Here is a 24,690-nt window from a genome sequence, read left to right as displayed (position 1 = left end):
GACATGGCAGATTTTCCCAATCCGGCGAGCCTGAATGCCAAGGCCGCCGCCGAACTGAAGGTCGACCTGCGGCCGACGCTGTTCATCGGCGCGGGCGGCACCGGCATGGAAGTGATGATGCGCATCCGGCGCCGCATCCTGTCGGCGGTCTGGAACCGCCACCAGCCGACGCGCGTGGAATCGATCGGCGACTTTCCGGTCGCGCGCTTCCTGCACTTCGACCTGGACACCAACGCCGTCATCGACGAAGGCAAGTCGCAGCGCACCGACCCCTGGTACGAGCTGGTGAAACTGTCCGACGAGGAGCGCCTGGTCGAGCCGCTCGACCTGCCGCAATACCACGAGTCCGACGACAGCCTGGCGCGCTTTCCCCTGATCGAAAGCTGGATGCCGCTGCGGCCCAAGAAACTGCGCTCGCTCGGCATCGATCCGTCCAAGGGCGCGGGCCAGATCCGCGCGCTGGCGCGGCTCTACCTGTTCGACAAGTACCCGAAGCTGCGCGGCCGCATCAAGGGCGCGCTGAATTTCCTGAGCAGTAACGCGGGCATCGAGCGCAAGGAGAACTACCAGCGCCTCGGCCTGCAGGTCGACACCTCGAAGTTCCGCATCGTCGTCATCGCCTCCGCCGCCGGCGGCACCGGCGCCGGCAGCGTGCTCGACCTGGGCTGGCTGTCGAAGGCGATCGCGCGCCAGGAAGTCTCGGACAGCCAGGTCGACCTGGTGCTGCTGATGCCCTCGGGCTTCGCCAAGGCCAACAAGGAGCGCACCGAGGCCAACGCCTACGCCACCCTGATGGAGCTGGAAACCGCGATGCGCGACATGAACGCGCGGGTGCAGTGGATGGACCCGGACAGCATCGCCGGACGCGGCGCGCCCTTCGACGACGTGTACTTCGTCGACACCGCCAACCTGGCGAACAAGGCCACGCTCGACGTCAAGGACGTGTACCAGATGGTGGCCGACACCCTGTTCGAGGACTTCGCCTCGGCCGATTTCGCCAACCGCAAGCGCTCGGTGGCGGTCAACCAGCAGCAGCACAAGCTGGGGCCCTACAATCCGCGCGTGCCCGAGCAGCGCTTCGGCGACATGCGCCTGTCGTACTCGAAGGTGTACTCGGCCTTCGGCCAGTCGGTGCTCGACACCCAGCAAAGCCTGCGCGAGGACATCCGCGCCTACGAGCTGGCCGGCCTGATGGTCAAGGCCTTCTTCGGCCTGGCCGGCAGCGACAGCGCCGCGCGCCGCGCCGGCGACCAGGAGCGCGACAGCTTCATGCGCGAGCAGATGGAGATGGGCGAGCGCCCGTTCGACGAGTTCCCCGACTTCCGCAAGGGCACGGTGGACGTGACCGCCTTCCCCGAGTACGCGCTCACGAATACGCTGCTGCAGGGCCGCGACGGCCGCTCGCTGCTGGAGCGGGTCGAGAGCAAGGTGCAGCTCGAGATGGACCGCATCATGGCGTCCTACGACCTCAAGCTGTGGCGCGAGAAGGTGGCCGAGCTGCTGCCGGATCTCGAGCGCGACGCCATCCGCGAGGCCGGCGCCACCGCCGAGACCAGCGAGGACCGCCTCAAGCGCCATACCGGCGAGCTGGTGGCGCGCCTGAAGGGGAGCGTGCGCGAGCGCCTGTACGCGCTGCTCGACGACCGCAAGCAGGGCGGGCTGGAATTCGTGCTGTCGCTGCTGGAGCAGGTCAAGGCGCGCCTGGTGGTGCGCGACATCCGCCACGCCGAACGCAACGGCCATCGCTACCGCGACATCCGCGACGCGCTGCGCACCCGCCAGGTCGAGGAATCGCTGAACAACCTGTCGCAGGCATCCAGCCGCCTGTTCGGCAAGGAAGCCCAGGCGCGCGAAGTGATGAACCACCTCAAGCGCGACATCGCCGACTACCTGCGCTTCCACCTGCTGGCGGTGGCGGCGGGGCAGGCGATCGAGGTGATGCGCGCCCTGTCGGCCTGGCTGGGCGATCCGCAGGGCACCGACGAGCAGGGGCAGGCGCAGTGGAGCGGCGTCGCCGGCGGGTTCCAGGAAGGACGGCGCCAGGTGCAGGCGATGCTGGCGGCGGCCGACCAGCGCATCAGCCAGTTGCGCGCCGACGCCCGCCACGAGCACGCGACCACCATCAAGATGGTGGACAACGTGACGCCGCAGCCGGTGCGCCTGGCGGGCGACGTCAGCGCCTGGAGCGAAGAGGTGCTGCTGGAATTCGGCGGCTCGGCGCGTCTGTTCCCCCAGCTCGGCGACGAGCGCCTGCGCGCGGAGCTGCTGCTCAAGCTGTTCCGGCGCGCCCAGTTGCAACTATCCAGTCAGGAGCTGACCCAGGGCGAGCCGGTCGATCCGCTGCTGGAGCGCCTGGGCGCCATGTCGCCCTCGGCGCGCCAGCGCGTGTTCGCCGAATGGATCCGCAGCGCCATGCCCTGGGTGAACGCGCGCTTCTCGGCCGAGTTCACGCCCAACGCCGACCAGTTCAAGTGCTTCATCGGGGTCGGCGACGTCGCCGCCTGGCGCCGGATGGAAGCCGAGCTGCGCGCCGCGGTGCCGACCGGGTACTTCCACGGCGACCTGGTCTCGATCGTCAACACCGGCATAGGGGGGCGCGCGGTGTGCTACATCGAGCTGTCGGGCTATCCGATGACGGTGCTGCGCGGCCTGCCGACCTGGCGCGCCTCGTACCAGATCGAGAACCCGAAGATCCCGACCCACCTGCATTTCGACGCGACCCGCTTCCGCCATCCGATCTCGCCCTCGATGGATGAACTGAACCGGCTGGCCGACGACTACGAGTGGTTCCTGCAGGCGATCGCACTGGGCGTGATCCGCCGCAAGCCTGACCTGGGCGACCGCGAAGCGGCGTTCCAGCCGCGCGGGCAATACCTGTTCGAAGTCGAGCCGGGTTCCGGCGAATGGCTCCAGATCGGCAACGAGTATGCGATCCGCTCGAACGGCCTGCCGCCGTACTACCGCGAGCAGGTGATCGCGGCGGTCCAGCACCGCCTGGCGGGGCTGGGCGCGCACCAGCTGGCCCTGCTGGCCGCCCTGATGCGCCACTACCAGTTGCGGGTCTACGAGCCGCGCCTCGAAGTCGACGAAACCGGCGCCCAGCTGCCGTCGCCCTCGCTGCCGAACATTACCGCGCGGCGCCTGTACGACCAGTGGATCCGGCGCGCGGCGAACACCGACCCCTCGCTGTCGCCCGAGCAGATCGAGACGGCGCTGAGCGGCATCGCCGGCTGGACCGAGCCGGTGCCCGGTTCGGCCGCCGACGCCTACAGCTGGGAAGTCGAGCGCCCGGTCGACAAGCGCGTGATCCTGCCCGAGGTGCTGGCCAGCGAGGAGCGGGCGGGGCAGGCGCTGCGGCGTCCGCCGCAGGCCGGCGTCGCCGCCGCGCCGCCGGTGGTACCAGGCGAGACCCGCTACAAGCTGTTCCTGCAGGGCGCCCAGCGCGGACCCTACACCGCCGCCGAGATCGCCCAGCAGGCGGCGCGCGGCGAAGTCGACCACGCCACCCGGGCCTGGGACATGCGCTGGGATCCGAGGCTCGGCAAGTGGAGCACGGTCGGCGCGCTGCCGGAACTGGCGGCGCTGCTGGGGACGGCGATCCCCGATCCCGATGACGGCGTCCCGGACCCCGAATGAAGGATGGCATGAGCCAGGACCAGGCGCTCTACCGCTGCATCAATGCCGGCTGCGGCCGGGGCTTCCCGCGCCGGGTGAACTTCTGCCCGTGGTGCGGGACGGCCCAGCAGGCCGGGGCGGCGCCTGTCGCGCCGTCGCTGGACAAGGTGGCGCCCACCGTGGCGCCCCTGGCCGCCGCCGCGGACGCCGTGCAGCCGACGGTGCCGCCGCCATCGCCATCGCCGCCTCCGCCCCAGCCGCCGCCGTCACCGCCGCGGACTGCGCCGCCCCAGCCCGCGCCGCCAGGCGCCACGCCGTTCGGCAACCGTCCGGCATCCGGTCCCGCGCCGCGCGCACCCGCAGCCGGCGCATCCGGCGCCGCCGCGCCGGTCCAGCGCCGCGAACGTTCCCCGACGCGACGGCGCCCGGTCCGCCTGCGCTGGTGGATCGTGATCCTGGGCGCGCTGTGGCTGCTCTGGCTGATCGCCAATCCCTCGCAGGCGCTGATCGAACGCCGCATGGAGAGCGCCATCGCGCTGGCGAAGGAATGCAAGCCGCGCGCGGCCCAGGACGCGCTGATCGAACTGCGTTCGACGCGCGCCAGCAGCGAGCAGCTGCGCCAGGTGCAGGATGCGCTGAACAAGGCGGCGGGCGACTGCAGCCGCGCCGAACAGCGGCGCGAAGCCTGGGAAGCGGCGCGCCTGGCGGTCGAGAAGCTGCTCAAGGCCTCGGCCTACGACAAGGCGCGCACGCGCCTGGCGGCCTTCACGCGGCGCTGGGGCGAGGACGAGGGGACGCGCGCACTGAAGCAGCGCATCGAGGCGGGCAAGCGCGAACATCCGCTGGCCGACCCGGCGCGCGGCGCGCGCTGAGCGGACCGGCCGCTCATCAGGCTGCCGTCAGCCGCGTTGGCGGCCGCCGGTGTATGCTTCAGGCATCAGAAATCAGGAAACGGCAAGGAGATCGACATGAAATCAACCATGGTGGGCACGCTGCTGGCGCTCGCCGTGCTGGCAGGCTGCAGTCGCGAGGAAGAGGCGATGGGCCCGGCCCAGCGTGCCGGCAAGGCGCTCGACGAGGCGGGCGCCAAGGTCACGGATTCCCTGAAGGACGAACTGGCCAAGGCCGATCGCGCCGCCGACGAGGCGCGCGACAAGGTCGAGGATGCGACGCGCGACGCCAGCCGCGGGCTCGAGCGTGCGACCGAGGAGGTCGGCAAGAAGCTCGAGGAGGCCGGCGAGAAGATCCAGGACAAGTAAGGCGCGTCAGGCGTGGGCGACATGGGCGACGCGCAGTTCCTGGCGCTCGCCCATCACCACCGACAAATCGACCCGTCCGGCGCGCCACGCGCACTCCAGGTTCTGTTCGATCTCGTCGATGCAGGCCCGCTCCGGGTCGGCGAAGCCGCGCACGCCGTAGGCGCGGTTGCGGCCGTGCGCCTTCGCCATGTACAGCGCCATGTCGACCAGGTTGACGGCGCGTTCCCACGGCAGCACCTGGCTGCCGACCGCCAGCGGGAAGGGCGAGAAGCCGATCGATACGTTCACCGACAGCGTCATGCCCTGGTGCTCGACGGTGATGGCATTGATGCCGCCCAGGATGCGCTGCGCCACCTCGTCCAGGCCGCTGCGCGGGATCGCCGGCAGGAAGGCGAGGAATTCCTCGCCGCCCCAGCGCACGATCATGTCGGTCTCGCGCAGGATCTCGCGCAGGCCGGCGGCCATCGCCGTGAGCACCGCGTCGCCGGCGGCGTGGCCGTAGGTGTCGTTGATGTGCTTGAAATGGTCGACGTCGAGCAGGAACAGGGCGCCGGTCTGCTCGCTGCTGGCGCAGCGCGGGTCGCCAGGCGGCAGGCCGCGCATGAATTCGAGGAAGTGGCGCCGGTTGTACAGGCCGGTCAGCGGATCGCGCACGCTCTGCTGCTTGAGTTCGCGGTTCTTTTCGTGCAGCTGGGCGTTGGCATGGCGCACCTTGCGGTACAGCAGGCCGACGATCACGGACGCCAGCGCGAACACCACGGCCAGCAGCCACCAGACGCGCTGCTGCAGGCGGCGGTTGTCGAGCTCGGTCGACTTGATCTGGTTTTCGCTGCGCAGCAGCTCGATCTGGCGCTGTTTCTTGTCGGCTTCGTATTTTTCCTGCAGGTCGAGCATGGCCTGCTGGCGGCGCTTTTCGAACAGTTCGTTGGAAATCCCGCGTTCGCGGTGGTAGGCCCGCAGGGCGCCCGCCAGGTCGCCGGCGCGCTCCAGCGCGGCGCCGTATTCGACCAGCGCCACCTGCAGCTCCGGCTTGTCGCCCAGTTCGGCGTACCCGGTCACGCCCAGTTCCATGTGCCGCTTGCCCTCGGCCAGCCTGCCGGTGGCCAGGTAGGCCTGGCCCAGGTTCAGGTGGGCGGTGGCTTCCACTTCGCGGTCGTTGAGCCCGCGCGCCGCCGCGATCGCCTGCTCGGCATAGGCCGCGGCCTGGCGGTAGTCGTGCATCTTCAGGTAGCAGTCGGACAGGTTCACCAGCGAATACGCGACCCGTGCCAGGGCGCCGATCTTGCGCTCGAGCGCGAGGCTGTCCTGCAGGGCGCGCAGCCCGCGCTGGATCTGGCCGGTCTCGATCGACAGCGCGTATTCCGCATTCTTGAGCGTGGCCGTGCGGCCCGGCGAATTCGCCTTTTCCGCCGCCTTGTAGGCTTCGTCCAGCACCGCGAAGCCCTTGTCGTATTCGCGCATCAGGCGGTAGTGCCGCGCCAGCGCGTTCAGGGCCATCACGGTGTGGATCGGGTCGCCGTGCTGGCGCGCCAGGTTGGCGGCCGCCTGCAGCCGTTCCAGGGCGGCCGGCAGGTTGCCTTCTTCCGCATACGACTCGCCCGACGAGATCGTCGTGCGCACGCGCAGGTCGATGTCGTCGGTGGCCTGCGCCAGCTTTTCCGCTTCCCAGATCAAGCGGTGCGATTCCGCCAGCTGGTGCTGCGCGAAGACGATGTAGCCCTGGCGCAGCAGCCCGTTGGCCAGCGCCCGGTTGTTGTTCTCGGCCCGTCCGATGGCGATCAGCTCGTCGGCCAGGGCCCTGGCCAGGTCGTGCCGGCCCAGTCCGAACTGGGCCTGGGCCAGCTGGCTGAGGAATTCGATGCGCTGCGCCAGCGGCGCGGCGCGGCCTTCCGCCTCCATCGCCGCCAGCAAGGGCATGGCGCGTTCCGGAACGAAGCGGTTGATTTCGCGGATCTCGGCCAGGCGTTCGGTCAGCGCAGGCGTGCCCCCGGTACTTGCCAGAGCCGGGGCGACACAGAGCGACGCGGCCAGCGCGAGGCATCGGGAGCGCGCGAGGGCGCGTTGCAGGGCTGCTGACATGGCTCGGTCTCGTGAGGCCGTTGAGGGAATTGTTTGGAAATATTATAGGGCTGTTGCAGGAGGGAAATTCTACTTTCTCTTCAATTGTCACTAAAATGACACATGCATATGCAGGAAATGTCACTACTAAAATGTCACTACTACTATCCAGCCCGCTCGCCCCGGGTTCCCGGCCCGGGCGCCGGCCCGGGCGGGACCGGCGCCGGCGGTCGGTTCAGGCGGCGGACACCAGCTTGAGTCCCAGCACCCCTGCCAGGATGAGCGCAAGGCAGGCTATCCGGGCCGGCGCGGCGGAATCGCCCAGGAAGGCCATGCCGAGGACGGCGGTGCCCGCCGCACCGATCCCGGTCCAGACCGCGTAGCCGGTCCCGACCGGCAGGGTACGCAGCGACAGCGAAAGCAGCACGACACTCGACAGGCCGGAGGCGAGTGTCAACAGCGAAGGAAGCAGGCGCGTGAAGCCCTCGGATGCCTTCATGCTGAAGGCGAAGGCGATTTCGAGGATGCCGGCAATGGTAAGCAAGGCCCAGGCCATAGGTGACAACTCCTTTGAATGGCTACGGACGCGCGCCTGGCGACGGCGGCGCGTCCGCGCAGGCCGGTCAGGCGCTGACGGCGGCGGGTTGGGTGCGGAATGCGATGCCGAAGCGGTTGAAGGCGTTCATCAGGCCGACCGCATAGGTGAGATCGGCCAGTTCCCTGTCGCTGAATTCGGCGGCGGCGGCCTGGTAGTCGGCGTCGGGAACACCGGCGCCGGCGACCCGCGTCACGGTTTCGGCCCAGGCCAGCGCACTGCGTTCGCGGACGCTGAACATGGCGCCGGCGTCGTGCCAGACCGGCAGCAGGACCAGCTTGTCGGTCGACAGGCCGGACTTCAGGAGATCGCGCGAGTGCATGTCGATGCAGAAGGCGCAGCCATTGATCTGCGATACCCGCAGGTACACGAGGTCGACCAGCTGTTTCGGCAGGCTGGCTTGCTGGAGGGTGGCGTACACGCCGCCGAATGCCCGGTAGGCGTCGGGGGAGGCCTTGGCGTAGTCAGCACGATGAGTCATTTCATTTCCTTGCATGGGTTGGTGAAGGACGCCATCGTGCGCGCTCCTGGCCCATGCCGGAAGGTCCATGATCTGGTTCCTGGAGCAGGTCATGACTGCGCCGGCCCTGCCTGCATCAGCGCCAGCAGGCGGCGGCCGAGTTTCGCGGCCGTGTCATGCGAGTCGACGTTCGTAAAGTTCAGCAGCAAGCCCGGGCTGCCTCCTTCCCCTGCGCTCCAGTTGGTCAATGCTTCGCCGTACAGGCCGTGTTCGCGCATGCGCGCGACCAGCTGCCGGTCCGGTTGTCCGCCTTGCAGGCGCAGGATCAGGTGCATGCCGCCCGGCTGCGGGTCGATGCGTACGTACTTGCCCAGGACGCTCTCCAGGCCCGCCGTGGCCGCATTGCGGCGCTCCGCATACAGCTTTCTCATGCGCTGGATATGGCGCGCGAAATGGCCCTCCGTGATGAAGGCCGTGACGATGGCCTGGGTCAGCTGCGGGCTTCCGGCAAAGGCCTCGGTGGCCCGCTCGAAGCACCCGACCTGCGCTTCCGGCACCACGAGGTAGGCCAGCCGCAGGCTGGGAAGCAGCACCTTGCTGAAGGTGCCGGCATACAGCACCCGCCCGTCGCGGTCCAGGCTCTTCAAGGCAGGCAGGGGACGGCTGACATAGCGGTACTCGCCGTCGTAGTCGTCCTCGATCACCCACGCGCCGGTGCGCGCCGCCCAGTCCAGCAGTTCCAGGCGCCGGCACAGCGACAGCGTCACGCACAGCGGGCTCTGATGGGCAGGCGTGACCACGGCCGCGCGCGCCCGCGGCGCCAGCCTGCTTCCTTCGGACACCACGATGCCTTCGCCGTCGACCGGCACCGGGACGGCAGCAAGGTGAAAGCGCCCGAGCAGGTCGCGGGTCGGCGGGTAGCCCGGATCTTCGACCCAGACCTGGTCTGCGGCCTGCAGCAAGGCCTGGCAGATCAGTTGCATCGTGTGGCGGTAGCCCGAGGTCACGAAGACCTGGGACGGCGCGCAGTCGATTCCGCGCGCCATGTGGAGGTAGGCGGCAATTTGCGCGCGAAGCTGCGGCAGGCCGAACACCGCGGGATGGACCATGTCGGCCGCTTGCATGGCGCGTATGCATCGCGCGCCCAGGCGCGCCCAGATCTTGCGCGGAAAGGCGTCGAGGGCGGGCAAGCCCATCTGGAACGGCAGGATCGAATCCGGGCGGTACGAAGGTGCTGCGGCGCTATCGGCGGACTGCGGTTCCGGGCTGGCCACGGGTGCGCGCGGCTTGAGGCCGGGCGTCACGATGGACCCCGCCTGGCCCCGGGCCACGATATATCCTTCGGCGACCAGCAGGGAATACGCAGCGTCGATCGTGCCTCTCGACAGGCCCAGCTCCCTGGTGAGCGCACGCGCCGACGGGATGCGGTCGCCCGGCTTGAGCATGCCGCTGGAAATGGCGCTGCGAAAGCGCTCATAGATCTGCCGGTAGAGCGGTGCGCTCGCCCCCGGGTCCAGGGGAGTGAGATTGCTGGTCGTTGCGATAGTCATGGCGTCTTTTAGCATCGCCGCCCGGCCCTGTAAAGGGTGGGCGGCGGCGCCGGACAGGCGCATCCGGCGGCCAAGGGGCGCAGCACATCATGACCTCGATGCCATGTCATTTCATGGCCCTGGCGATGGGGCCAAGCCGATCCTAGACTCTGGCCTGTCCATCCAGAAAGGTAAAGCATGAACATCCTGCGTATCAGTTGCAGTCCCCGCGGCCAGGAGGCGGAGAGCCACAGGCTTTCCCAGCGCATCGTCGAAGGCCTGTTCGAGCGCAGTCCGAACGCCAGGCTGATGGACCGGATGATCGGACAGGATCCGGTTGCGCATATCGACGCGGATATCGCACTGGCCCAGCACCAGGGCGACGCCGGACGCTCCGGGCATGCGTCGCTGCTGCGTTCCGAAGCGCTGATCCGCGAAGTCGAGGCGGCCGATATCCTGGTCATTGCCACGCCCATGCACAATGCGGGCGTGCCCTCGGTGTTGAAAGCATGGATCGATCATGTGGTGCGCTCCGGCCGTACCTTCACCGTGGGCCCCGAAGGCAAGACAGGCAGCCTGCGCGACCGGCCGGTCCTGGTCGCCGTGTCCTCGGGCGGGCGCTATTCCGGCGAGCGGGCGCGCCAGCCCGATTTCCTCACGCCCTACCTGACGGCCATCCTCGGCATGGTCGGCCTGCGGGACCTGCATTTCTTCTCGGTGCAGGGCACCGGCCTGGGCGAGCAGGTGGTGGCCCTGGCCAGGATCCAGGCGGAACACGGGATACGCGCGTATTTCTCGTCGCTTCCTGAACGGCATCCCGTGCCTGGCGCCCTGGCCTGAAGCGGGGCCTGCGCGACGCCGCCTTGCGCAAGCCGGCGTCGCGCGACGGGGGCGCGCACTATACTGGCCCTCGCACCGGAGCGTGGCAGAGAAGGGCATGCAATGTGGAAATCACCGTGGACAAGATGGGGAGCGGCCCTGGGCTTTGCACTGGGCGGCTTCTTCGACGGCATCCTGCTGCACCAGGTCCTCCAGTGGCACCACCTGCTGAGCCTGGTGCCCGGGCTGGACGACCTGCGCGTGCAGGTGCTGTGGGACGGGTATTTCCACCTCCTGATGTATGCGGTCGCGCTGGCCGGCCTGGTCGGGCTGTGGCGTGCGCAGCGCCGGGGCGCGGCCGGCTGGGGCCGGGCGCTTCCTGGCGCGGCGCTGCTCGGCTTCGGCGCCTGGCACGTGGTCGATGCCTTGCTGTCGCACTGGCTGCTCGGCATCCACCGCATCCGCATCGACGCTCCGGATCCCTTGCCGTGGGACCTGCTGTGGCTGGGCGTGTTCGGCATCGTGCCGCTGGTGATCGGCTGGCGCCTGGCGCGCGCCGGGGACAGCGGCCTGCGTGGTTCCGCCGCCGCCATGCTGCTGCTGAGCGCGGCGACCTCGGGCGCCGGCGCCTGGGCGCTGCTGCCGCCGGCCGGGCAGGATGTCGCCACGGTCGTGTTCCACCCGGGCGCCGGACCGCGCGACGTGTTGGCCGCGCTCGACGCGGTGGATGGAAGGCTGGTGTGGAGCGATCGGGCGATGGGCGTGGTGGTGGTGGCGGTGCCGGAAGGGCGGAGATGGGAGCTGTGCCGGCATGGGGCGCTGCTGGTGAGCGGGACGGGTGTGCCGGCGGGATGCTTCGACTGGAGCAAGGTTTGAGCTGAAGCGACGTGCTTCTTGCCACTTGCGTTGGCAGGGTAGGGTGGACAGCTCGCTGTCCACGCGGCGATAGTGATCGGCGCCGATATCCGGTGCGATGATCTCGCCTGTAACCGTCACCGCGTGGGCGGAATCCGCCCACCCTGCCTCAGACCGCGATCTGCTGCAGCAGGTACAGCCGTTGATACAGCCCGCCCTCGATGCGCATCAGCTCATCATGCGCTCCCGCCTCGGTGATGCGCCCATGGTTCAGCACGATGATCCGGTCCGCTTCCCGGATGGTCGACAGCCGGTGCGCGATCGCGATGATGGTCACCTTGCCGCGCAGCTCCTCCAGCGCCTCCTGCACGATCTGCTCGGTGGCGCTGTCGATGCGCGAGGTCGCCTCGTCCAGCAGCAGGATGCGCGGCTCGCCGGCCAGCGCGCGCGCGATCGCCACCAGCTGCTTCTGGCCCGAGGACAGGCGCGAACCGCCTTCGCCGAGCTGGGTCTCGTAGCCCTGTTCCAGCGCCGCGATGAAGCCGTGCGCATGCGCCGCGCGCGCCGCCGCCTCGATGCGCGCCAGCGGCAGGCCGCGCCCCATGTCGATGTTCTCGCGCGCTGTCGCGGCCAGGATGAACGGGTCCTGCGGCACCAGCCCGACCTCGTTGCGGAAGCGCTCGTTGTCGATGCGTGCGAGCGGCAGGCCGCCGATCTCGATGCTGCCCTGCTCGACGGTGTAGTAGCGCAGCAGCAGCGACAGCAGGGTCGACTTGCCGCTGCCGGTGTGGCCGACGATGCCGAAGAACGCGCCCTGCGGGATGTCGAGCGACAGGTCGTGCAGCACCGGCTGGCCGGGGATGTAGGCGAAGGTCAGGTGGCGCACCCGCACCGCCGGCGCGTGCGGGTCATGGGCGTCCCGGGTGCCGCTGCGCCCGGCCGCGTGCTCGGGCGCGCCTTCCTCGTCCAGCAGGGCGGACACGCGCGAGGTGGCCACCACCGCCTGCTGCAGGCCGCTGAACTGCATCGTGATCTGGATCAGCGGCTCGACCACGCGCGCGATATAGCTGATGAAGGCGTACAGCACGCCCACCTCGACCGCGTTCATCTGGCGCTGGCCGAAGGCGAAGATCACGATCGCCAGCAGCACCACGTTGAGCATGTCGAGCATGGGGCGCAGCAGGAAGGCGTTGGCGCGCAGCTCGGCCAGGCGCGCCGTGTAGTGCGCGCGGTTGGTGGCCAGGAAGCGCTCGCCGAAGCGCGCCTCGGCATTGCTGGCTTGCAAGACGCTCATGCCGCCGATCGATTCGGACATCTGCCCGTTGATGTCGCTGCGCAGCGCGCGCGCCCGCGTCACCGCCGGCGCCGACAGGCGCTGGTACAGCCACACGATGCCCACCACGGCCGGCACCAGGGTCAGCACGATCAGCATCAGGCGCCAGTCGAGCCAGGCCATCGCGATCATGGTTCCCACCAGCACGATGCTGCTGTCGAGGATGACGAACAGCACCTGGATGTACAGGGTCTTGACCGCCTCGGTGTCGTTGGTGACGCGGCTGACCAGCTGGCCGGTGATGGCGCGGTCGAAGAAGGCCATCGGCAGGCGCAGCACGTGGCCGTAGACCCATTCGCGCAGGCGCTGCACCGAGCGCATCGCCAGGCCCGACAGGCGCACCAGTTGCAGGTAGCGGATCCAGCTCGCGAGCCAGCCGGTGATCACCAGCCCGCCCAGCAGCAGCGCCATGCGCTGCCAGTCGAGTTCGCGCGGCAGCAGGTGGTCGTCGATCAGCGCCTTGCCCAGCAGCGGACCGATGACTTCCAGCCCGGCCGCGATCACCAGCCAGAAGCTCGCCCAGTAGAGGTGGCGGCGTTCGGGATCGGCGGCGCGGCGCAGCAGGCCGAAGGCCTGCCGGGCCTGGGCGCGCAGCACTTCCGGCGTGGTGTCAGCTGGCTTCAAGGCTGGCCTCCAGTTGTTGGTAGCGCCACTGGCTGGCGTACCAGCCGTCCAGCAGCAGCAGTTCGTCGTGGGTGCCCGATTCGGCGATATGCCCGTCGCGCAGCACGATGATGCGGTCGGCCCCGGCCACCGCCGACAGGCGGTGGCTGGCGATGATGGCCGCGCGTTCCGGCCGTTCGCGGCGCAGCTCCTCCAGGTGTTCGAGGATGCGGGTCTCGGTGCCGGTGTCGACCGCCGACAGGGCGTCGTCGAGCAGCAGCAGGGGGCTGTCGGCCAGCAGCGAACGCGCGATCGCCACCCGCTGGCGCTGGCCGCCCGAGAGCGTGATGCCCTTTTCGCCGACCGGGGTGTCGTAGCCGTGCGGGAAGCGCAGGATGTCGTCGTGGATCGCCGCCATGTTCGCCGCCTGTTCGATCTCGGCGCGCGAGGCGCCCGGACGCGCCAGCGCGATGTTCTCGGCGATCGTGGCCGAGAACAGGAAGGATTCCTGCGGCACCCAGCTGGTCGCGGCGCGCAGCGCCGCCAGCCGGTAGGCGTCGAGCGGATGGCCGGCCCAGCCGACCCGGCCCTGCTGCGGCGTGGCCTGGCGCATCAGCACGCGCAGCAGGGTCGACTTGCCGGAACCGGTCGGTCCCACCAGTCCCAGCGTCTGGCCGGGTTCGAGGGTGAGCGACACCCGGTCCAGCGCCGGCTTTTCCTGCTGCTGGTAGGAGAACGTGACGCCATCGACCACCAGCGGGCCCTTGCCGACCTGCTCGAGCGCGCCCTTGTCTTCCACGCTCAGCGGCGCTTCCAGCAGCGGCTGCAGGCGCGCCAGGCCGGCGCGGCCGCGCTCGATCAGCGACAGCACCCAGCCGGCGGCGAACATCGGCCAGATCAGCTGGCCCAGGTACATCGAGAAGCTGGTCAGCGCGCCGACCGTGAGTTCGCCGTGCCAGACCAGGTAGCCGCCCAGTCCGAGCGTGAGCCCGGTGGCGGCGGTCAGGGTCAGGCCGACCGCCGGCTCGTAGGCGGCTTCCCATTTCTGGGCGCTCAGGCTGGCCGCCGCCGCGTGGCCGGCCAGTTCGCCGAACTGCTGCGCGCTGCGCCGTTCCAGGCCGAGCGCGCGCAGGGTGCGCACGCCGGACAGCGATTCCTGCACATGGTCGTTGAGGGCCGAGAAGCGCTTCAGCGCGTCGCCCTCGGCGGTATGGATGTGCGAGGAGATGCGCCAGAAGGCGAGCGCCATCAGCGGGAAGGGCAGCAGGGCGATGGTGGCCAGGCGCCAGTCGACGCCGAGCGTCATGATGCCCAGCACCATCACCAGGGTCAGGGTGCCGTCGAAACCGGCCAGCATCGCCTCGCCGGCCGCCATCTCGATGGCGTCGACGTCGTTGGTGGCGAGCGCCATCAGGTCGCCGGTGCGCTGGCGCTGGTAGAAGGCCGGCCCCTGGGCCGCCAGGCGTGCATACAGGCGGGTGCGCAGCTCGACCCCGAGCTTGTAGGCGGCCGTGTACAGCCGGATGCGCCAGCCGACCCGCAGCGCATAGATCGCCAGGCCCAGCCCGAGCAGCTGGAACAGGCCGATCAGCAGCTCGTGTTCGCCCAGGCGGTGCGCCGCCAGGCCGTCGATCAGGGCGCCCACCTTGCGCGGGATCAGCACCGTGCAGATGGCCACGCCGACCAGCATCACTGCCGACGAGGCATAGGATTGCCAGTGCCGGCGGACGAATCCGCCGATCAGCCTTGCCAGACTCATTGAAATTCCTTGGAGTGCGCCCGAAAAACAAAAGCGGGCCGAAGCCCGCTAGTGTAGTAGTTTTGGCCAGCGGGCGCAGCCCGCAAGTTGCCAGGATTATTTCTTGCGCTTGTGCGAAGCCAGGTCGACCTTCGGCGCCCGTGCGGAGGCCGAGACCGGCGCGGAGGCCGGATGCGGCACCACCGAGGCTTTCGACACGCCTTTGCCGGCGGCCTTGGCGACCGGCTTCTGGCGAGCGACCGGGATCGGCTCGTCGACCGCTGCGACCGCTTCCACGGCCACCACGGGTTCCTCGGCGACCACGGGTTCCTGGACCGGGGCTGCGGGCGCATCGGCAGGAGCGCCGGCCGCTTCGGCCGCCTTCTCGGCCACGGCCTCGACGGCCTCGGCGGCCGCCTGGGCTTCGGCCTGGACCGTGCTGGACACGGCTTCGACAGCCGGTTCGCTGGCCTCGGCCACGGCTTGCGCCGCTTCGGACACGGTATCGGCCACGCTCCTGGACGCTGCCTCGGCGACCGGCTCGGTCACCTCGGCCACGGCGCGCTCGACTGGGGCGGCGGCGGCCGTGACGGCCTCGGCGGCGGCAGAGGCGGCATCCGCTGCAGGTGCAGGCGCGGAGAAGGGCGCGGCCAGCGTCGCGGCGCCGAAGACTTCCGGACGCACCACGTAGGCCTGGGCGCTGCTGGCGATGCTGAACAGTTCGCGGCTGTAGGCGAAGAGGCTGCGGAATTGCTCTTCGGCATGCGAGCGCAGTTCAAGCAGGTCGCTCGGGTTGGTGGCGGAAAACAGCTGGCGCACCGCGTTCGAAGAACGTTCGACCGAGTCGCGCGAGGCGGAAAGGTTGAGCGCAACGACCTTGCTGGCGTTGTCGAGCGCCTGGGTGGTCAGGGTACGGAATAGGGCAAACTGTGCCTCCAGCTGGGCGGTGCGTGCTGCGGACAATTGCTCTGGAATTGAGGTCATGAGATTTCCTTGTCGGTCAAATATGGCGCACTGCAATATCGTCTAGTGTATCCCACGATTGCTGGGTGTTGCAATGCACAATGCGAAGTATTTAACAAGGGTAATATTGCGATGCAGCATTAGTTGTTTTAACACACGGGAGGGCCGCCCGAGTGTGGACGAAATCGCTACAATCAGGGTTCCACCAGACAAGGAGGATTGCATGGATCTCGTGATTCGCAACGCCACGCTGCCCGACGGCAAGAGCGGCATCGACATCGGCATCGAGGGCGCACGCATCGCCGCGCTGCAGCCCGGCTTGCAGGCCCGCGGCGCCCGCGAGATCGACGCCGAGGGCGACCTGGTCAGCCCGCCCTTCGTCGACGCCCATTTCCACATGGACGCCGTGCTCAGCTATGGCTTGCCGCGCGTGAACCGCAGCGGCACCTTGCTTGAAGGCATCGCCGTATGGGGCGAGCTCAAGCCGCAGCTGAGCCAGGAAGCCCTGGTCGAGCGCGCCTTGCGCTATTGCGACTGGGCGGTGGCGCGCGGCCTGCTGGCGATCCGCACCCATGTCGACATCTGCGACGACCGGCTGCTGGCGGTCGAGGCCCTGCTGGAGGTGCGGCGCCGCGTCGCGCCCTACCTCGACCTGCAGCTGGTGGCCTTCCCGCAGGATGGCCTGCTGCGCAGCCCGGGCGCCTTCGGCAACCTGCGGCGCGCGATCGCGATGGGCGTGGACGTGGTCGGCGGCATCCCGCACTTCGAACGCACGATGGCGCAGGGCGCCGAATCGGTGCGGCTGCTGTGCGAGTTCGCTGCCGAAAAAGGCTTGCGGGTGGACATGCATTGCGACGAGACCGACGATCCGATGTCGCGCCACATCGAGACGCTGGCCTTCGAAACCCAGCGCCTGGGCCTGCAGGGCAGGGTGGCGGGCTCGCACCTGACCTCGATGCATTCGATGGACAACTACTACGCGAGCAAGCTGCTGCCCCTGATCGCCGAGAGCGGCGTGGCGGCGATCGCCAATCCGCTCATCAACATCACCCTGCAGGGCCGCCACGACAGCTATCCCAAGCGGCGCGGCATGACCCGGGTGCCGGAACTGCTGGCGGCCGGGGTTGACGTTGCCTTCGGTCATGACTGCGTGCTCGACCCCTGGTATGGCATGGGATCGGGCGACATGCTGGAAGTGGCGCACATGGGCCTGCACGTGGCGCAGATGACCGGGCTGGACGCCATGCACCAGTGTTTCCTCGCGGTCACGCAGACGCCGGCGCGCATCCTCGGGCTCGACGGCTACGGCATCGAGCCGGGCTGCCATGCCGACCTGGTGATCCTGGATGCCGGTTCCACGGTCGAGGCGATCCGCCTGCGCGCGGCGCGCCGCATGGTGCTGCGCCGGGGCCAGGTGGTGGCGCAAGCCCCGCGTTCCAATGCCTCGTTGCAATTGCCCGGACGCCCAGACAATGTGAATTTCCGTATAGCACCCCAAGCTACACACAGTAGGTGAAAAACCCGGCGGTTTGGGGCAGAATACGAGGCTTTCCAGTTCGGTAAAGCCCCTGCTGCCGTGAACGATATCCAGATCCGTCCCGCCACCGACGCCGACTTCGAGTCGATGTGGAGTATCTTCAGCGATCTTGTCGCCGCTGGGGAGTCCTACACGTTTACCCCGGCCACCTCGCGCGAAGCCGCATACCACTACTGGCTCGGGCCGGGGGTGAACACCTATGTCGCGGCCATGGGCGGCGCCCGGGTGCTGGGCATGTACCGGCTGGTGCCGAACCAGGTCGGGCGCGGCCACCACGTGGCGAACGCCTCGTTCATGGTCAACCCGTCGGCGCAGGGCGCCGGCGTGGGAGGCCTGCTGGGCGAGCACAGCATCGAGGAGGCGCGCCGCCAGGGCTACCTGGCCATGCAGTTCAACTACGTGGTCAGCACCAATACCGCCGCCGTCAAGCTCTGGAAAAAGCTGGGCTTCTCGATCGTCGGCACCCTGCCCAAGGCGTTCCGGCACAAGCGCTTCGGCTATGTCGATGCCTACGTGATGTACCAGCTGCTGCAGGACCCGGACCACTGGCCGACGGCGGACGAATGACGGGGGTGAAGGAAATCCTGCGCACCGGGCGCCTGCGCCTGCGCACCCTGTCCGAGGACGACGCGCCGTTCTACCTGGAGCTGGTCAACGATCCCGATTTCATCGAGCACATCGGCGACCGCGGCCTGCGCTCCCTCGACGACGCCAGGCGCGCCCTGCGCGAGGGACCGGTCGCGATGCAGGACGCACGCGGCCATTCGCTGTACATGGTCGAGCGGCTCGAGGACGGCGCCCCGGCCGGGCTCAGCGGCCTGATCAAGCGCGAGCTGCTGGACGAGGTGGACATCGGCTATGCCTTCCTGCCGCGCTTTCGCGGCCATGGCTACGCCATCGAGGCGGGCCGCGCCGTGACCGCGCATGCGGCCGCGCTCGGCATCCGCAGGCTGGCGGCGATCACCGCGCCGGGCAACTGGGCTTCCATCGGGCTGCTGCTGAAGCTGGGCATGCGTTTCGACCGCCTGGCCGCGCTGGCGCCGGGCGAGGATGCCGTCAACGTCTACCTGCTCGACCTGCCTCCACCCAACGGCTGAGCCGCGTGCGCATGGCGTCGCATCCGGTGATACGATGACAGTGTCAATGTCCACCTCCGAAATGCCGAACACGCAATGCCCACCGACGAACCTGCCCGCGACGCTCCCTTCTTCATCGTCCTCAATGCCGGATCGGGCCATGCCGAGACCGAACTGCGCAGGGAGACGATCGTCGAAGTGATCGGCAGTACCGGACGCGCCTGCCACCTCGAGGTGGTCGAGGATCCGGGCCGCCTGGGCGACATCGCGCGCGGCATGGCCGAGCGCGCCCAGGCCCACGGCGGCATCCTGGTCGCCGCCGGCGGCGACGGCACCATCAATACGGTGGCGCACGAAGCGGTGCTGGCCGGCTGTCCGTTCGGCGTGCTCCCGCAAGGCACCTTCAATTATTTCGGCCGTGCCCACGGCATTCCCGAAGACCTGGCCGAGGCCGTGTATGCGCTGCTGCGCGCCCAGGTACGGCCGGTGCAGGTCGGTATGCTCAACAACAAGATCTTCCTGGTGAACGCCAGCGTCGGGCTGTATCCGAGGATGCTCGAGGAACGCGAGATCGACAAGCGCCAGTACGGGCGCAGCCGCCTGGTCGCCTTCCTGTCCGCCCTCAAGATCGCGCTGCGCCCGCACCGCCACCTGCGCATCACGCTCGAACTGGACGGCAAGGAGCGGCGCCTGCGCACCACCACCCTGTTCGTCGGTAACAACCGCCTGCAGCTGGAACAGGTCGGCATGGAAGGGCTGACCGCGGCGGTGGAGGAGGGCCAGCTGGTGGCGCTCGCGCCCAAGCCGATGGGCAAGCTGGGCCTGCTCGGCCTGCTGGTGCGCGGCGTGCTGGGAAGGCTGGGCGGCGCGGACGACCTGACCGCCTTCGCCTTCAAGCGCATGACGGTGCGCACGCCTTCGCTGTACGGGCGCAAGCGCCTCAAGGTGGCGACCGACGGCGAGGTGACGAAGATGGCGGTGCCGATCGAATTCCGGGTGCTGGAAGGACGGCTGGCGCTGATGGTGTCGGGACAGGCGCGCAAGGCGGCCCGTCCCCTGGCCGGCGAGGCCGAGCTTACCTGATTACCTGACCCATAGCAGGCGCAGGCCGTAGACGTCGAAGCGGTTCGACGGTCCTTCGGCGCCGCCGGCCGCGCTGAACGTGCTGTTGCTCTCCAGGTAGCTCATGTTATAAAAATCGCTCATCTCGGCCCGGTAGCTGCCCGCCCCGAGTGTCGCTTCCAGCGGCGTCGAGTAGACGGTCGGCGTATCGGCCTTGGCCAGCGGCGCATGCGGCAGCTGGATCACGCCCTGGGCCACCACCTTGCCGTTGGCATCCTTCAGCGCCAGCCACTTGACCCCGCCGCTGATGCCCAGGTTCACCTGGTTGGCGGCGTTGTGGTAGCGCACCTGGACCTGGTAGCGTCCCGGCTGCGCGACCGCGATGCGCTCGACCGCGAAGCGGTCGCCCGGCTTGCCCCAGTTCGCCAGGTGCGGCTGGGCGAAGCGGGCGTTGGGCGGACTCACCGGCAGGTTCGAGGCCACGCGCGCATCGGTGACCGGGATCTCGATGCCGGCGTCGAGGCAGCGCGGCGCGCTGTGGTGGCTGCGGTTGCCCGAGCCGGGCGCCTGCGCTTCGACCGCATAGCAGGACGCCGCGCCGGCGGCGCGGTCGCGCCAGGCGCCGGCCTCCAGCCCGTTCGCGACCGGCTTGCCGTCGCGGTAAACGTTGTAGGTGACGCCGGCCTCGTTGCCGCCGCCGTCGATGCGCAGGCTGGCCTGGCCCTGCGCGTCGCGCTCCAGCCCGGAGATCGAGGGCTCGCGCGGGCCGAAGCTGGCGCCCGAGGGCGCATACGGATCGCCCTGCACGCGGCGGATGCCCTGCCGCCCGGTTTCCAGCCTGCCCAGCACGACCTCGACCTGGTTATCGTCGGCCAGTTGCGCCAGGCGGATCCTGTCCTGCGCCGGCTTGCCGTTCAGGAGGATGCGCTCGACCCGGTAATAGCCCTCGCCCTCGCGTTTGTCCATGCGTGCCTGCGGCAGCCGCACGCGCACGTCGATGCGGCGGCCGTGCAGGCGCAGGTCGGCCAGCAGGATCTCCTGCGCCGCGCCGAACATCCCGCGCCGCAGCTTCGCGGTCACGAAGGGCCGCACGGCGATCCCGTCGTCGAGGGCGGAAACGCCGAACACGTTGTTCACCACCATGCCGAGGTAGGCGCCCACCGACCACAGCTGGCGCCTGGAATTGATGACCGGTCCGATCAGCGCAGGGTTCTTTTCGTCGAGCAGCAGCGGCTGGCCGGACAGCCACTCCAGGTTTTCCATGTTCGACATGTTGAGCGCGGCGCCGCGCACCAGCGAGTCGTAGGCGGCGTCGGCCACGAGGGCATTGCCGCCCTGGACCGCGGCGCGCAGGCCATAGGCGGTGACGAAGGGCCACAGGGCGCGGTTGTGGTACACCGGCATGCCCTGCTGCTGCGGCCAGATCACCGGCGCGCCCATCGGGCCGTGCGGATAGCTGGCCAGGATGCTCTGCGTGCGGCGCGCGTCGGCCACGCCGCTGACGATCGCCAGCGCCTGGCCGAGCCAGTCGAACTTGTGCATCGGGGCGTCGTCGAAATGCGCCGCAGTCAGGCTGCTGTACATGCCGGCGTCTTCCAGCCACAGCTGGCTGTTGATGGCGCGCTTGAGCGCATCGGCCCAGCCGTCGTAGCGGCGCCCGCGGGCGGCGTCGCCGTGCTCGCGCGCCAGGCGCGCGGCCAGGCGCAGCGCCTGGTAGTGGCCGACGTTGGTCGACAGCGACTTGCTCCTGGCCATCGAGGCCAGGTCGCCCGGGATCCAGGCGGCATAGCTCTGGTCGCGCCAGTCGAGGAAGGATTGTTCGCCTGTATACAGGCCGCTGGCCGGGTCGAAGGCCGCGATGCGGTCGTTCTCGATCGTGTTCACCAGCGCCGTCAGGGCGCGCCGGGCGAAGGGCGCGCGCTCGGCGGCGGGCAGGGTGCGCAGCACTTCCTCGGCGGCGAAGGCCCAGGTGACGCGGTCGGTGCTGACCGGCCAGCTGCCGCCGCTGCCGGTGTCCTGCACGATCTGCAGGCCATCCGCGCTGCCGGCCACCTGCGGGGCCTTCGCCACGCCCTGGCGCAGGCCGGATAGCTTGAAGTCGAGCGAGTTGCGCACCCGTTGCGGGTCGAGCAGGGCCAGGCCCAGGTCGGCCGCATACGACAGGTCGCGGGTCCACACGTAGTGCCACTTCTCGCCGGTCTCGAAGCATACGCAGGGAACCGGGGCGGCGCCGTTGTAGTTGCCGTCCTTGATCTGGCTGACCGAATCCAGGCGCATCTCGGCGCCGGCCAGCGCGAACAGGGCGTCGAAGGCCAGGTTCCCGCTGCGCACGCGCGGCAGGCCTTCCTGCTCGGCGTATTCGCTGTGCTGCGGACCCGGGTCGCGCAGGTTCATGGTGGTCGAGTGGACGTAGCGGCGCAGCGCCGCGGTCGCGTCGGGCGAGGAGAAGCGCGCGCTTTCCCGCTTGCCGTCCCAGGTCGGGAAGTCCAGCGTGGCGCTGGCGGCGTGTCCCGCATGCGGATCGAGCGTCGGTCCCGTGGCGGCGTCCTGCAGGCGCGCCACGCGCAGCACCGGCGCCGCCGGGTCCGAGGCGTCGACCGTGAAGCGGTAGGTGCCGGTCCGGCGCACGAACAGGTAGTCCTCGGGTCCGGGCCGGGTCTCGAGCCGGTAGGCGGTACCGGGCGCCACGGTGACGCTTCTGTCGGTGTCGGCCACCCACTCGGCGCTCCAGTCGCGGCTGCCCACCTTGAACGCATGGTTGCCGGGGCTGACCAGGATGTCGGCCTGGTACACGCCCTCGCCCTTGTGCGCGAGGGCGTTGTCGGTGCCCCAGCCGTTGAAGGCGCCGCGGATGTACAGCTCGCGCGTGGGCGTGTCCTGGGCGGCGGCCAGGCCGCAGGCGAGGAAGGCTGCGGCGGCGATCAGGCGGCGCTTCATCGGGCCCCCGCCGGCGCCAGTTCCAGGAGGACGGCCGAACGCGCCGGCAGCACCAGCCGGCTGCGCAGGTCGAAGGTCTTGCCGCTCAGGACGTCCGTGCCGGAGGCGACGCCGGCCAGCATCTCGTGGAAGCGCGCCACGTCGAGCGCCATCTCCTTCGGATTGTTGTTGAAGGCGACCAGCACCTTCTTCGCGCCGTCATGGCGGAAATAGACATAGGTGTTGTCGCGCGGGCCGTAGTGCATCATCTTCCCGTGGTGGATGACCGGCTGGCCCTTGCGCCAGTTGACCAGCTTGCGCACGAAGTCCTGGGCGTCGCGCTGGCGCGCGCTCAGGCCCTTGCCGGCGAAGGCGTCGACCTTGTCGCCGGCCCAGCCGCCCGGGAAGTCCTGGCGGTAGCTCTTGTCGTCGCGTTCCTTCGTGGCGCTGGTCATCAGGATCTCGTCGCCGACATAGAACTGCGGAATGCGCGGCATCGTCATGATGAACACGATGTCCATCTTGTATTTGTCCAGATCCTCGCCGACGGTGCTGTAGATGCGCGACATGTCGTGATTGCCCGAGAACAGGACCAGGTTGCCCGGCTCGGGATACAGGTAGTCGAGCGACAGGGTCTCGTAGACATCGTTGAAGCCGGCCTTCCCGTCCTTGTCGGCGAGCGCGGTGCGCATCGCCTCGGCGACGGGGAAATCCATCAGGCTCGGGGTCGAGGCGCGGTAGCCGTCGAAGTTGGCCTTGCCGCGCTGCCAGCGCGCCACCACCGGCGGGCGCGTGCTCCATTCCTCGCCCACCATGTTCAGGTTCGGATACTCCTCCATCAGGCGCCTGGTGTATTCGGACAGGAAGGCGCTGTCCGAATAGCCGAAGGTGTCGATGCGCAGGCCCGACAGGCCGGCGTACTCGATCCACCAGATGTTGTTCTGGATGAGGTAGTTGGCCACCAGCGGATTGCTCTGGTTCAGGTCGGGCATGCTCTCGACGAACCAGCCGCGCGTGAAGTTGTCGCTGTCTTCCCTGGCAGCGTAGGGGTCCTGCACCGCGGTGCGGTGGTGGTGGGTCGGGACGAACTTGCCGTAGTTGACCCAGTCCGGGGTCGGCAAGTCCTTCATCCACCAGTGGCTGCTGCCGATGTGCGACAGCACCACGTCCTGGATGATGCCGATCCCGCGCTTCTTCGCTTCCTGCGACAGGCGCCGGAAGTCCTCGTTGCTGCCGTAGCGCGCATCGACACGATAGTGGTCGGTGGCGGCGTAGCCATGGTAGGAGTAGGCCGGCATGTCGTTCTCGACCAGCGGCGTCGGCCACAGCTGGGTGAAGCCCAGGCCCGCGATGTAGTCGAGGCGGTCGATCACGCCCTGGATGTCGCCGCCGTGGCGCCCGGTGCCATTCCTGCGCTCGGCCTGTTCCAGCATGCCGGGAGCGCTGTCGTTCGACGGGTCGCCGTTGGCGAAGCGGTCCGGCATGATCTGGTAGATCGCATCCTTGCTGCCGAAGCCCTGGCGCATCTTCGATCCCGGCTCGCGCGCCAGCAGGCGGTAGGGATGGCTGGCGCTGCGGCCCGCGCCCTGGAACACGATGTCGAAGCTGCCGGGACGGGCGTCCTCGCCGACCACCAGGTCGATGAACAGGTAGTTCCGGTTCGGCACCCGGGTCACCCTGGCGATGCGCACGCCCGGATAGGCCAGTTGCGGTTCCAGCTCGGCGATGCGCTCGCCGTGGACCATCAGCTGCAAGCCCTTGTCCTGCATGCCGGCCCACCAGAACGGCGGCTCCATGTGGGCGATGGCGGGGGACTGGGCCCAGGCGGCGAGCGAAGCGCCGCCCAGGACGATGCTGGCGAGGAGGTGTCTCATGATGGATGGGCTCCGTCGCCGGCCACCTCTGCGCGTAGTCAGACTACAGGTTTTGCGCACATGAGGATGCGGTACAGAAAGCCGTTCGTTGTTGTGTTGCAGCGAGAATACTATAGAAATGGCATCGTGTTCAAACGGCAAAAATCTAGTCAAAGTACATGTTTGCGTACGACAAGATTATGTTATCGCTGCCGCGTATCCGACAATTTCATTATTCCCCCTCCTTCGCATGCACCATCCTGGTGCATGGATGGGAATGAGGCCACAAAATAGTGCAGATGTAGTGCGACTACAGACCCTGTATGTCGTCATGTAGCCCAAATACAACGTGAAGTGGCGTATTTTCGGGCGAATCGGGGAAAAACATGCCATTATTCTTGCGACAAGGAACTCCCGTT

Annotated in this window: 18 protein-coding genes; 9 read left to right on the top strand and 9 right to left on the bottom strand. The window is 68.9% G+C overall.

All coding sequences use genetic code 11. From position 1 onward, the window contains the following. Nucleotides 1–3: 3 nt before the first annotated feature. The 3 genes from H162_RS0101830 to H162_RS0101820 all read left to right on the top strand — a co-directional run bounded on the left by H162_RS0101830 (nucleotide 4) and on the right by H162_RS0101820 (nucleotide 4,874). A complete protein-coding gene (locus tag H162_RS0101830) occupies nucleotides 4–3,636 on the top strand; it encodes a tubulin-like doman-containing protein (protein ID WP_020651735.1) in 3,633 nt (1,210 codons plus the stop codon). 8 nt (nucleotides 3,637–3,644) lie between these two features. Beyond that, the gene (locus H162_RS0101825) at nucleotides 3,645–4,487 is read left to right on the top strand and encodes a hypothetical protein (protein WP_026354116.1); all 843 of its coding nucleotides are present in this window, start codon (nucleotides 3,645–3,647) and stop codon (nucleotides 4,485–4,487) included. A gap of 96 nt (nucleotides 4,488–4,583) precedes the next feature. Further along, nucleotides 4,584–4,874 (top strand): hypothetical protein, encoded by a 291-nt coding sequence (locus H162_RS0101820; RefSeq protein WP_026354115.1) that lies wholly within the window; start codon nucleotides 4,584–4,586, stop codon nucleotides 4,872–4,874. A 6-nt stretch (nucleotides 4,875–4,880) separates the two neighbouring features. On the opposite strand, the gene H162_RS29900 is transcribed toward H162_RS0101820, so the two are convergent. The 4 genes from H162_RS29900 to pdxR form a co-directional block, all read right to left on the bottom strand. Then, nucleotides 4,881–6,953, bottom strand: coding sequence for a diguanylate cyclase (locus H162_RS29900; RefSeq protein WP_020651733.1), 2,073 nt, complete (start codon nucleotides 6,951–6,953; stop codon nucleotides 4,881–4,883). 214 nt (nucleotides 6,954–7,167) lie between these two features. Continuing rightward, nucleotides 7,168–7,488 (bottom strand): DMT family transporter, encoded by a 321-nt coding sequence (locus tag H162_RS0101810; protein ID WP_020651732.1) that lies wholly within the window; start codon nucleotides 7,486–7,488, stop codon nucleotides 7,168–7,170. A 67-nt stretch (nucleotides 7,489–7,555) separates the two neighbouring features. Next, on the bottom strand, nucleotides 7,556–8,008 hold the full coding sequence (locus H162_RS0101805; RefSeq protein WP_020651731.1) for a carboxymuconolactone decarboxylase family protein: 453 nt from the start codon (nucleotides 8,006–8,008) through the stop codon (nucleotides 7,556–7,558). An 89-nt stretch (nucleotides 8,009–8,097) separates the two neighbouring features. Continuing rightward, nucleotides 8,098–9,537, bottom strand: a complete 1,440-nt coding sequence (pdxR, locus tag H162_RS0101800; RefSeq protein ID WP_026354114.1) for a MocR-like pyridoxine biosynthesis transcription factor PdxR — start codon at nucleotides 9,535–9,537, stop codon at nucleotides 8,098–8,100. 177 nt (nucleotides 9,538–9,714) lie between these two features. Here pdxR and H162_RS0101795 point away from each other — a divergent pair, with 177 nt between their 5' ends. Both H162_RS0101795 and H162_RS0101790 read left to right on the top strand, forming a co-directional pair. Then, nucleotides 9,715–10,356 carry an FMN-dependent NADH-azoreductase gene (locus tag H162_RS0101795; RefSeq protein ID WP_020651729.1) on the top strand — a complete coding sequence of 214 codons (642 nt, stop codon included), beginning with the start codon at nucleotides 9,715–9,717 and terminating at the stop codon, nucleotides 10,354–10,356. 102 nt (nucleotides 10,357–10,458) lie between these two features. Next, the gene (locus tag H162_RS0101790; RefSeq protein ID WP_020651728.1) at nucleotides 10,459–11,211 is read left to right on the top strand and encodes a DUF2243 domain-containing protein; all 753 of its coding nucleotides are present in this window, start codon (nucleotides 10,459–10,461) and stop codon (nucleotides 11,209–11,211) included. A gap of 148 nt (nucleotides 11,212–11,359) precedes the next feature. Here H162_RS0101790 and H162_RS0101785 read toward each other — a convergent pair whose 3' ends face one another. The 3 genes from H162_RS0101785 to H162_RS32465 all read right to left on the bottom strand — a co-directional run bounded on the left by H162_RS0101785 (nucleotide 11,360) and on the right by H162_RS32465 (nucleotide 15,848). Further along, nucleotides 11,360–13,147, bottom strand: coding sequence for an ABC transporter ATP-binding protein (locus tag H162_RS0101785; protein ID WP_051109859.1), 1,788 nt, complete (start codon nucleotides 13,145–13,147; stop codon nucleotides 11,360–11,362). Further along, nucleotides 13,134–14,885, bottom strand: coding sequence for an ATP-binding cassette domain-containing protein (locus H162_RS0101780; RefSeq protein WP_020651726.1), 1,752 nt, complete (start codon nucleotides 14,883–14,885; stop codon nucleotides 13,134–13,136). Before H162_RS0101780 ends, H162_RS0101785 begins: the two co-directional genes overlap by 14 nt. 96 nt (nucleotides 14,886–14,981) lie before the next feature. Beyond that, the gene (locus tag H162_RS32465; RefSeq protein WP_084676903.1) at nucleotides 14,982–15,848 is read right to left on the bottom strand and encodes a phasin family protein; all 867 of its coding nucleotides are present in this window, start codon (nucleotides 15,846–15,848) and stop codon (nucleotides 14,982–14,984) included. Nucleotides 15,849–16,050: 202 nt separating this feature from the next. On the opposite strand from H162_RS32465, the gene H162_RS0101765 reads away from it, so the two are divergent. The 4 genes from H162_RS0101765 to H162_RS0101750 all read left to right on the top strand — a co-directional run bounded on the left by H162_RS0101765 (nucleotide 16,051) and on the right by H162_RS0101750 (nucleotide 19,523). Beyond that, the gene (locus H162_RS0101765; RefSeq protein ID WP_020651725.1) at nucleotides 16,051–17,343 is read left to right on the top strand and encodes an amidohydrolase family protein; all 1,293 of its coding nucleotides are present in this window, start codon (nucleotides 16,051–16,053) and stop codon (nucleotides 17,341–17,343) included. Nucleotides 17,344–17,403: 60 nt separating this feature from the next. Beyond that, nucleotides 17,404–17,931, top strand: a complete 528-nt coding sequence (locus H162_RS0101760) for a GNAT family N-acetyltransferase (RefSeq protein ID WP_020651724.1) — start codon at nucleotides 17,404–17,406, stop codon at nucleotides 17,929–17,931. Next, a complete protein-coding gene (locus tag H162_RS0101755) occupies nucleotides 17,928–18,461 on the top strand; it encodes a GNAT family N-acetyltransferase (protein WP_211223675.1) in 534 nt (177 codons plus the stop codon). The genes H162_RS0101760 and H162_RS0101755 overlap by 4 nt, the downstream gene beginning before the upstream one ends. A gap of 75 nt (nucleotides 18,462–18,536) precedes the next feature. Then, nucleotides 18,537–19,523, top strand: coding sequence for a diacylglycerol/lipid kinase family protein (locus H162_RS0101750; protein WP_020651722.1), 987 nt, complete (start codon nucleotides 18,537–18,539; stop codon nucleotides 19,521–19,523). Here H162_RS0101750 and H162_RS0101745 read toward each other — a convergent pair whose 3' ends face one another. Beyond that, a complete protein-coding gene (locus H162_RS0101745) occupies nucleotides 19,524–22,439 on the bottom strand; it encodes an MGH1-like glycoside hydrolase domain-containing protein (protein WP_020651721.1) in 2,916 nt (971 codons plus the stop codon). It lies immediately after the preceding gene. Continuing rightward, on the bottom strand, nucleotides 22,436–24,292 hold the full coding sequence (locus tag H162_RS0101740; RefSeq protein ID WP_020651720.1) for a glycoside hydrolase family 13 protein: 1,857 nt from the start codon (nucleotides 24,290–24,292) through the stop codon (nucleotides 22,436–22,438). Before H162_RS0101740 ends, H162_RS0101745 begins: the two co-directional genes overlap by 4 nt. Between the last annotated feature and the right edge of the window lie 398 nt (nucleotides 24,293–24,690).

The organism is Massilia niastensis DSM 21313, from assembly GCF_000382345.1.
GTDB classification, from domain to species: Bacteria; Pseudomonadota; Gammaproteobacteria; order Burkholderiales; family Burkholderiaceae_D; genus Telluria; species Telluria niastensis.
This window is presented reverse-complemented; position numbering and strand designations above follow the sequence as displayed.

Coding starts and splice junctions, on each gene's coding strand:
- H162_RS0101830 (WP_020651735.1), top strand. CDS start 4: ATGGCAGATTTTCCCAATCCGGCGAGCCTGAATGCCAAGGCCGCCGCC.
- H162_RS0101825 (WP_026354116.1), top strand. CDS start 3,645: ATGAGCCAGGACCAGGCGCTCTACCGCTGCATCAATGCCGGCTGCGGC.
- H162_RS0101820 (WP_026354115.1), top strand. CDS start 4,584: ATGAAATCAACCATGGTGGGCACGCTGCTGGCGCTCGCCGTGCTGGCA.
- H162_RS29900 (WP_020651733.1), bottom strand. CDS start 6,953: ATGTCAGCAGCCCTGCAACGCGCCCTCGCGCGCTCCCGATGCCTCGCG.
- H162_RS0101810 (WP_020651732.1), bottom strand. CDS start 7,488: ATGGCCTGGGCCTTGCTTACCATTGCCGGCATCCTCGAAATCGCCTTC.
- H162_RS0101805 (WP_020651731.1), bottom strand. CDS start 8,008: ATGACTCATCGTGCTGACTACGCCAAGGCCTCCCCCGACGCCTACCGG.
- pdxR (WP_026354114.1), bottom strand. CDS start 9,537: ATGACTATCGCAACGACCAGCAATCTCACTCCCCTGGACCCGGGGGCG.
- H162_RS0101795 (WP_020651729.1), top strand. CDS start 9,715: ATGAACATCCTGCGTATCAGTTGCAGTCCCCGCGGCCAGGAGGCGGAG.
- H162_RS0101790 (WP_020651728.1), top strand. CDS start 10,459: ATGTGGAAATCACCGTGGACAAGATGGGGAGCGGCCCTGGGCTTTGCA.
- H162_RS0101780 (WP_020651726.1), bottom strand. CDS start 14,885: ATGAGTCTGGCAAGGCTGATCGGCGGATTCGTCCGCCGGCACTGGCAA.
- H162_RS32465 (WP_084676903.1), bottom strand. CDS start 15,848: ATGACCTCAATTCCAGAGCAATTGTCCGCAGCACGCACCGCCCAGCTG.
- H162_RS0101765 (WP_020651725.1), top strand. CDS start 16,051: ATGGATCTCGTGATTCGCAACGCCACGCTGCCCGACGGCAAGAGCGGC.
- H162_RS0101755 (WP_211223675.1), top strand. CDS start 17,928: ATGACGGGGGTGAAGGAAATCCTGCGCACCGGGCGCCTGCGCCTGCGC.
- H162_RS0101750 (WP_020651722.1), top strand. CDS start 18,537: ATGCCCACCGACGAACCTGCCCGCGACGCTCCCTTCTTCATCGTCCTC.
- H162_RS0101745 (WP_020651721.1), bottom strand. CDS start 22,439: ATGAAGCGCCGCCTGATCGCCGCCGCAGCCTTCCTCGCCTGCGGCCTG.
- H162_RS0101740 (WP_020651720.1), bottom strand. CDS start 24,292: ATGAGACACCTCCTCGCCAGCATCGTCCTGGGCGGCGCTTCGCTCGCC.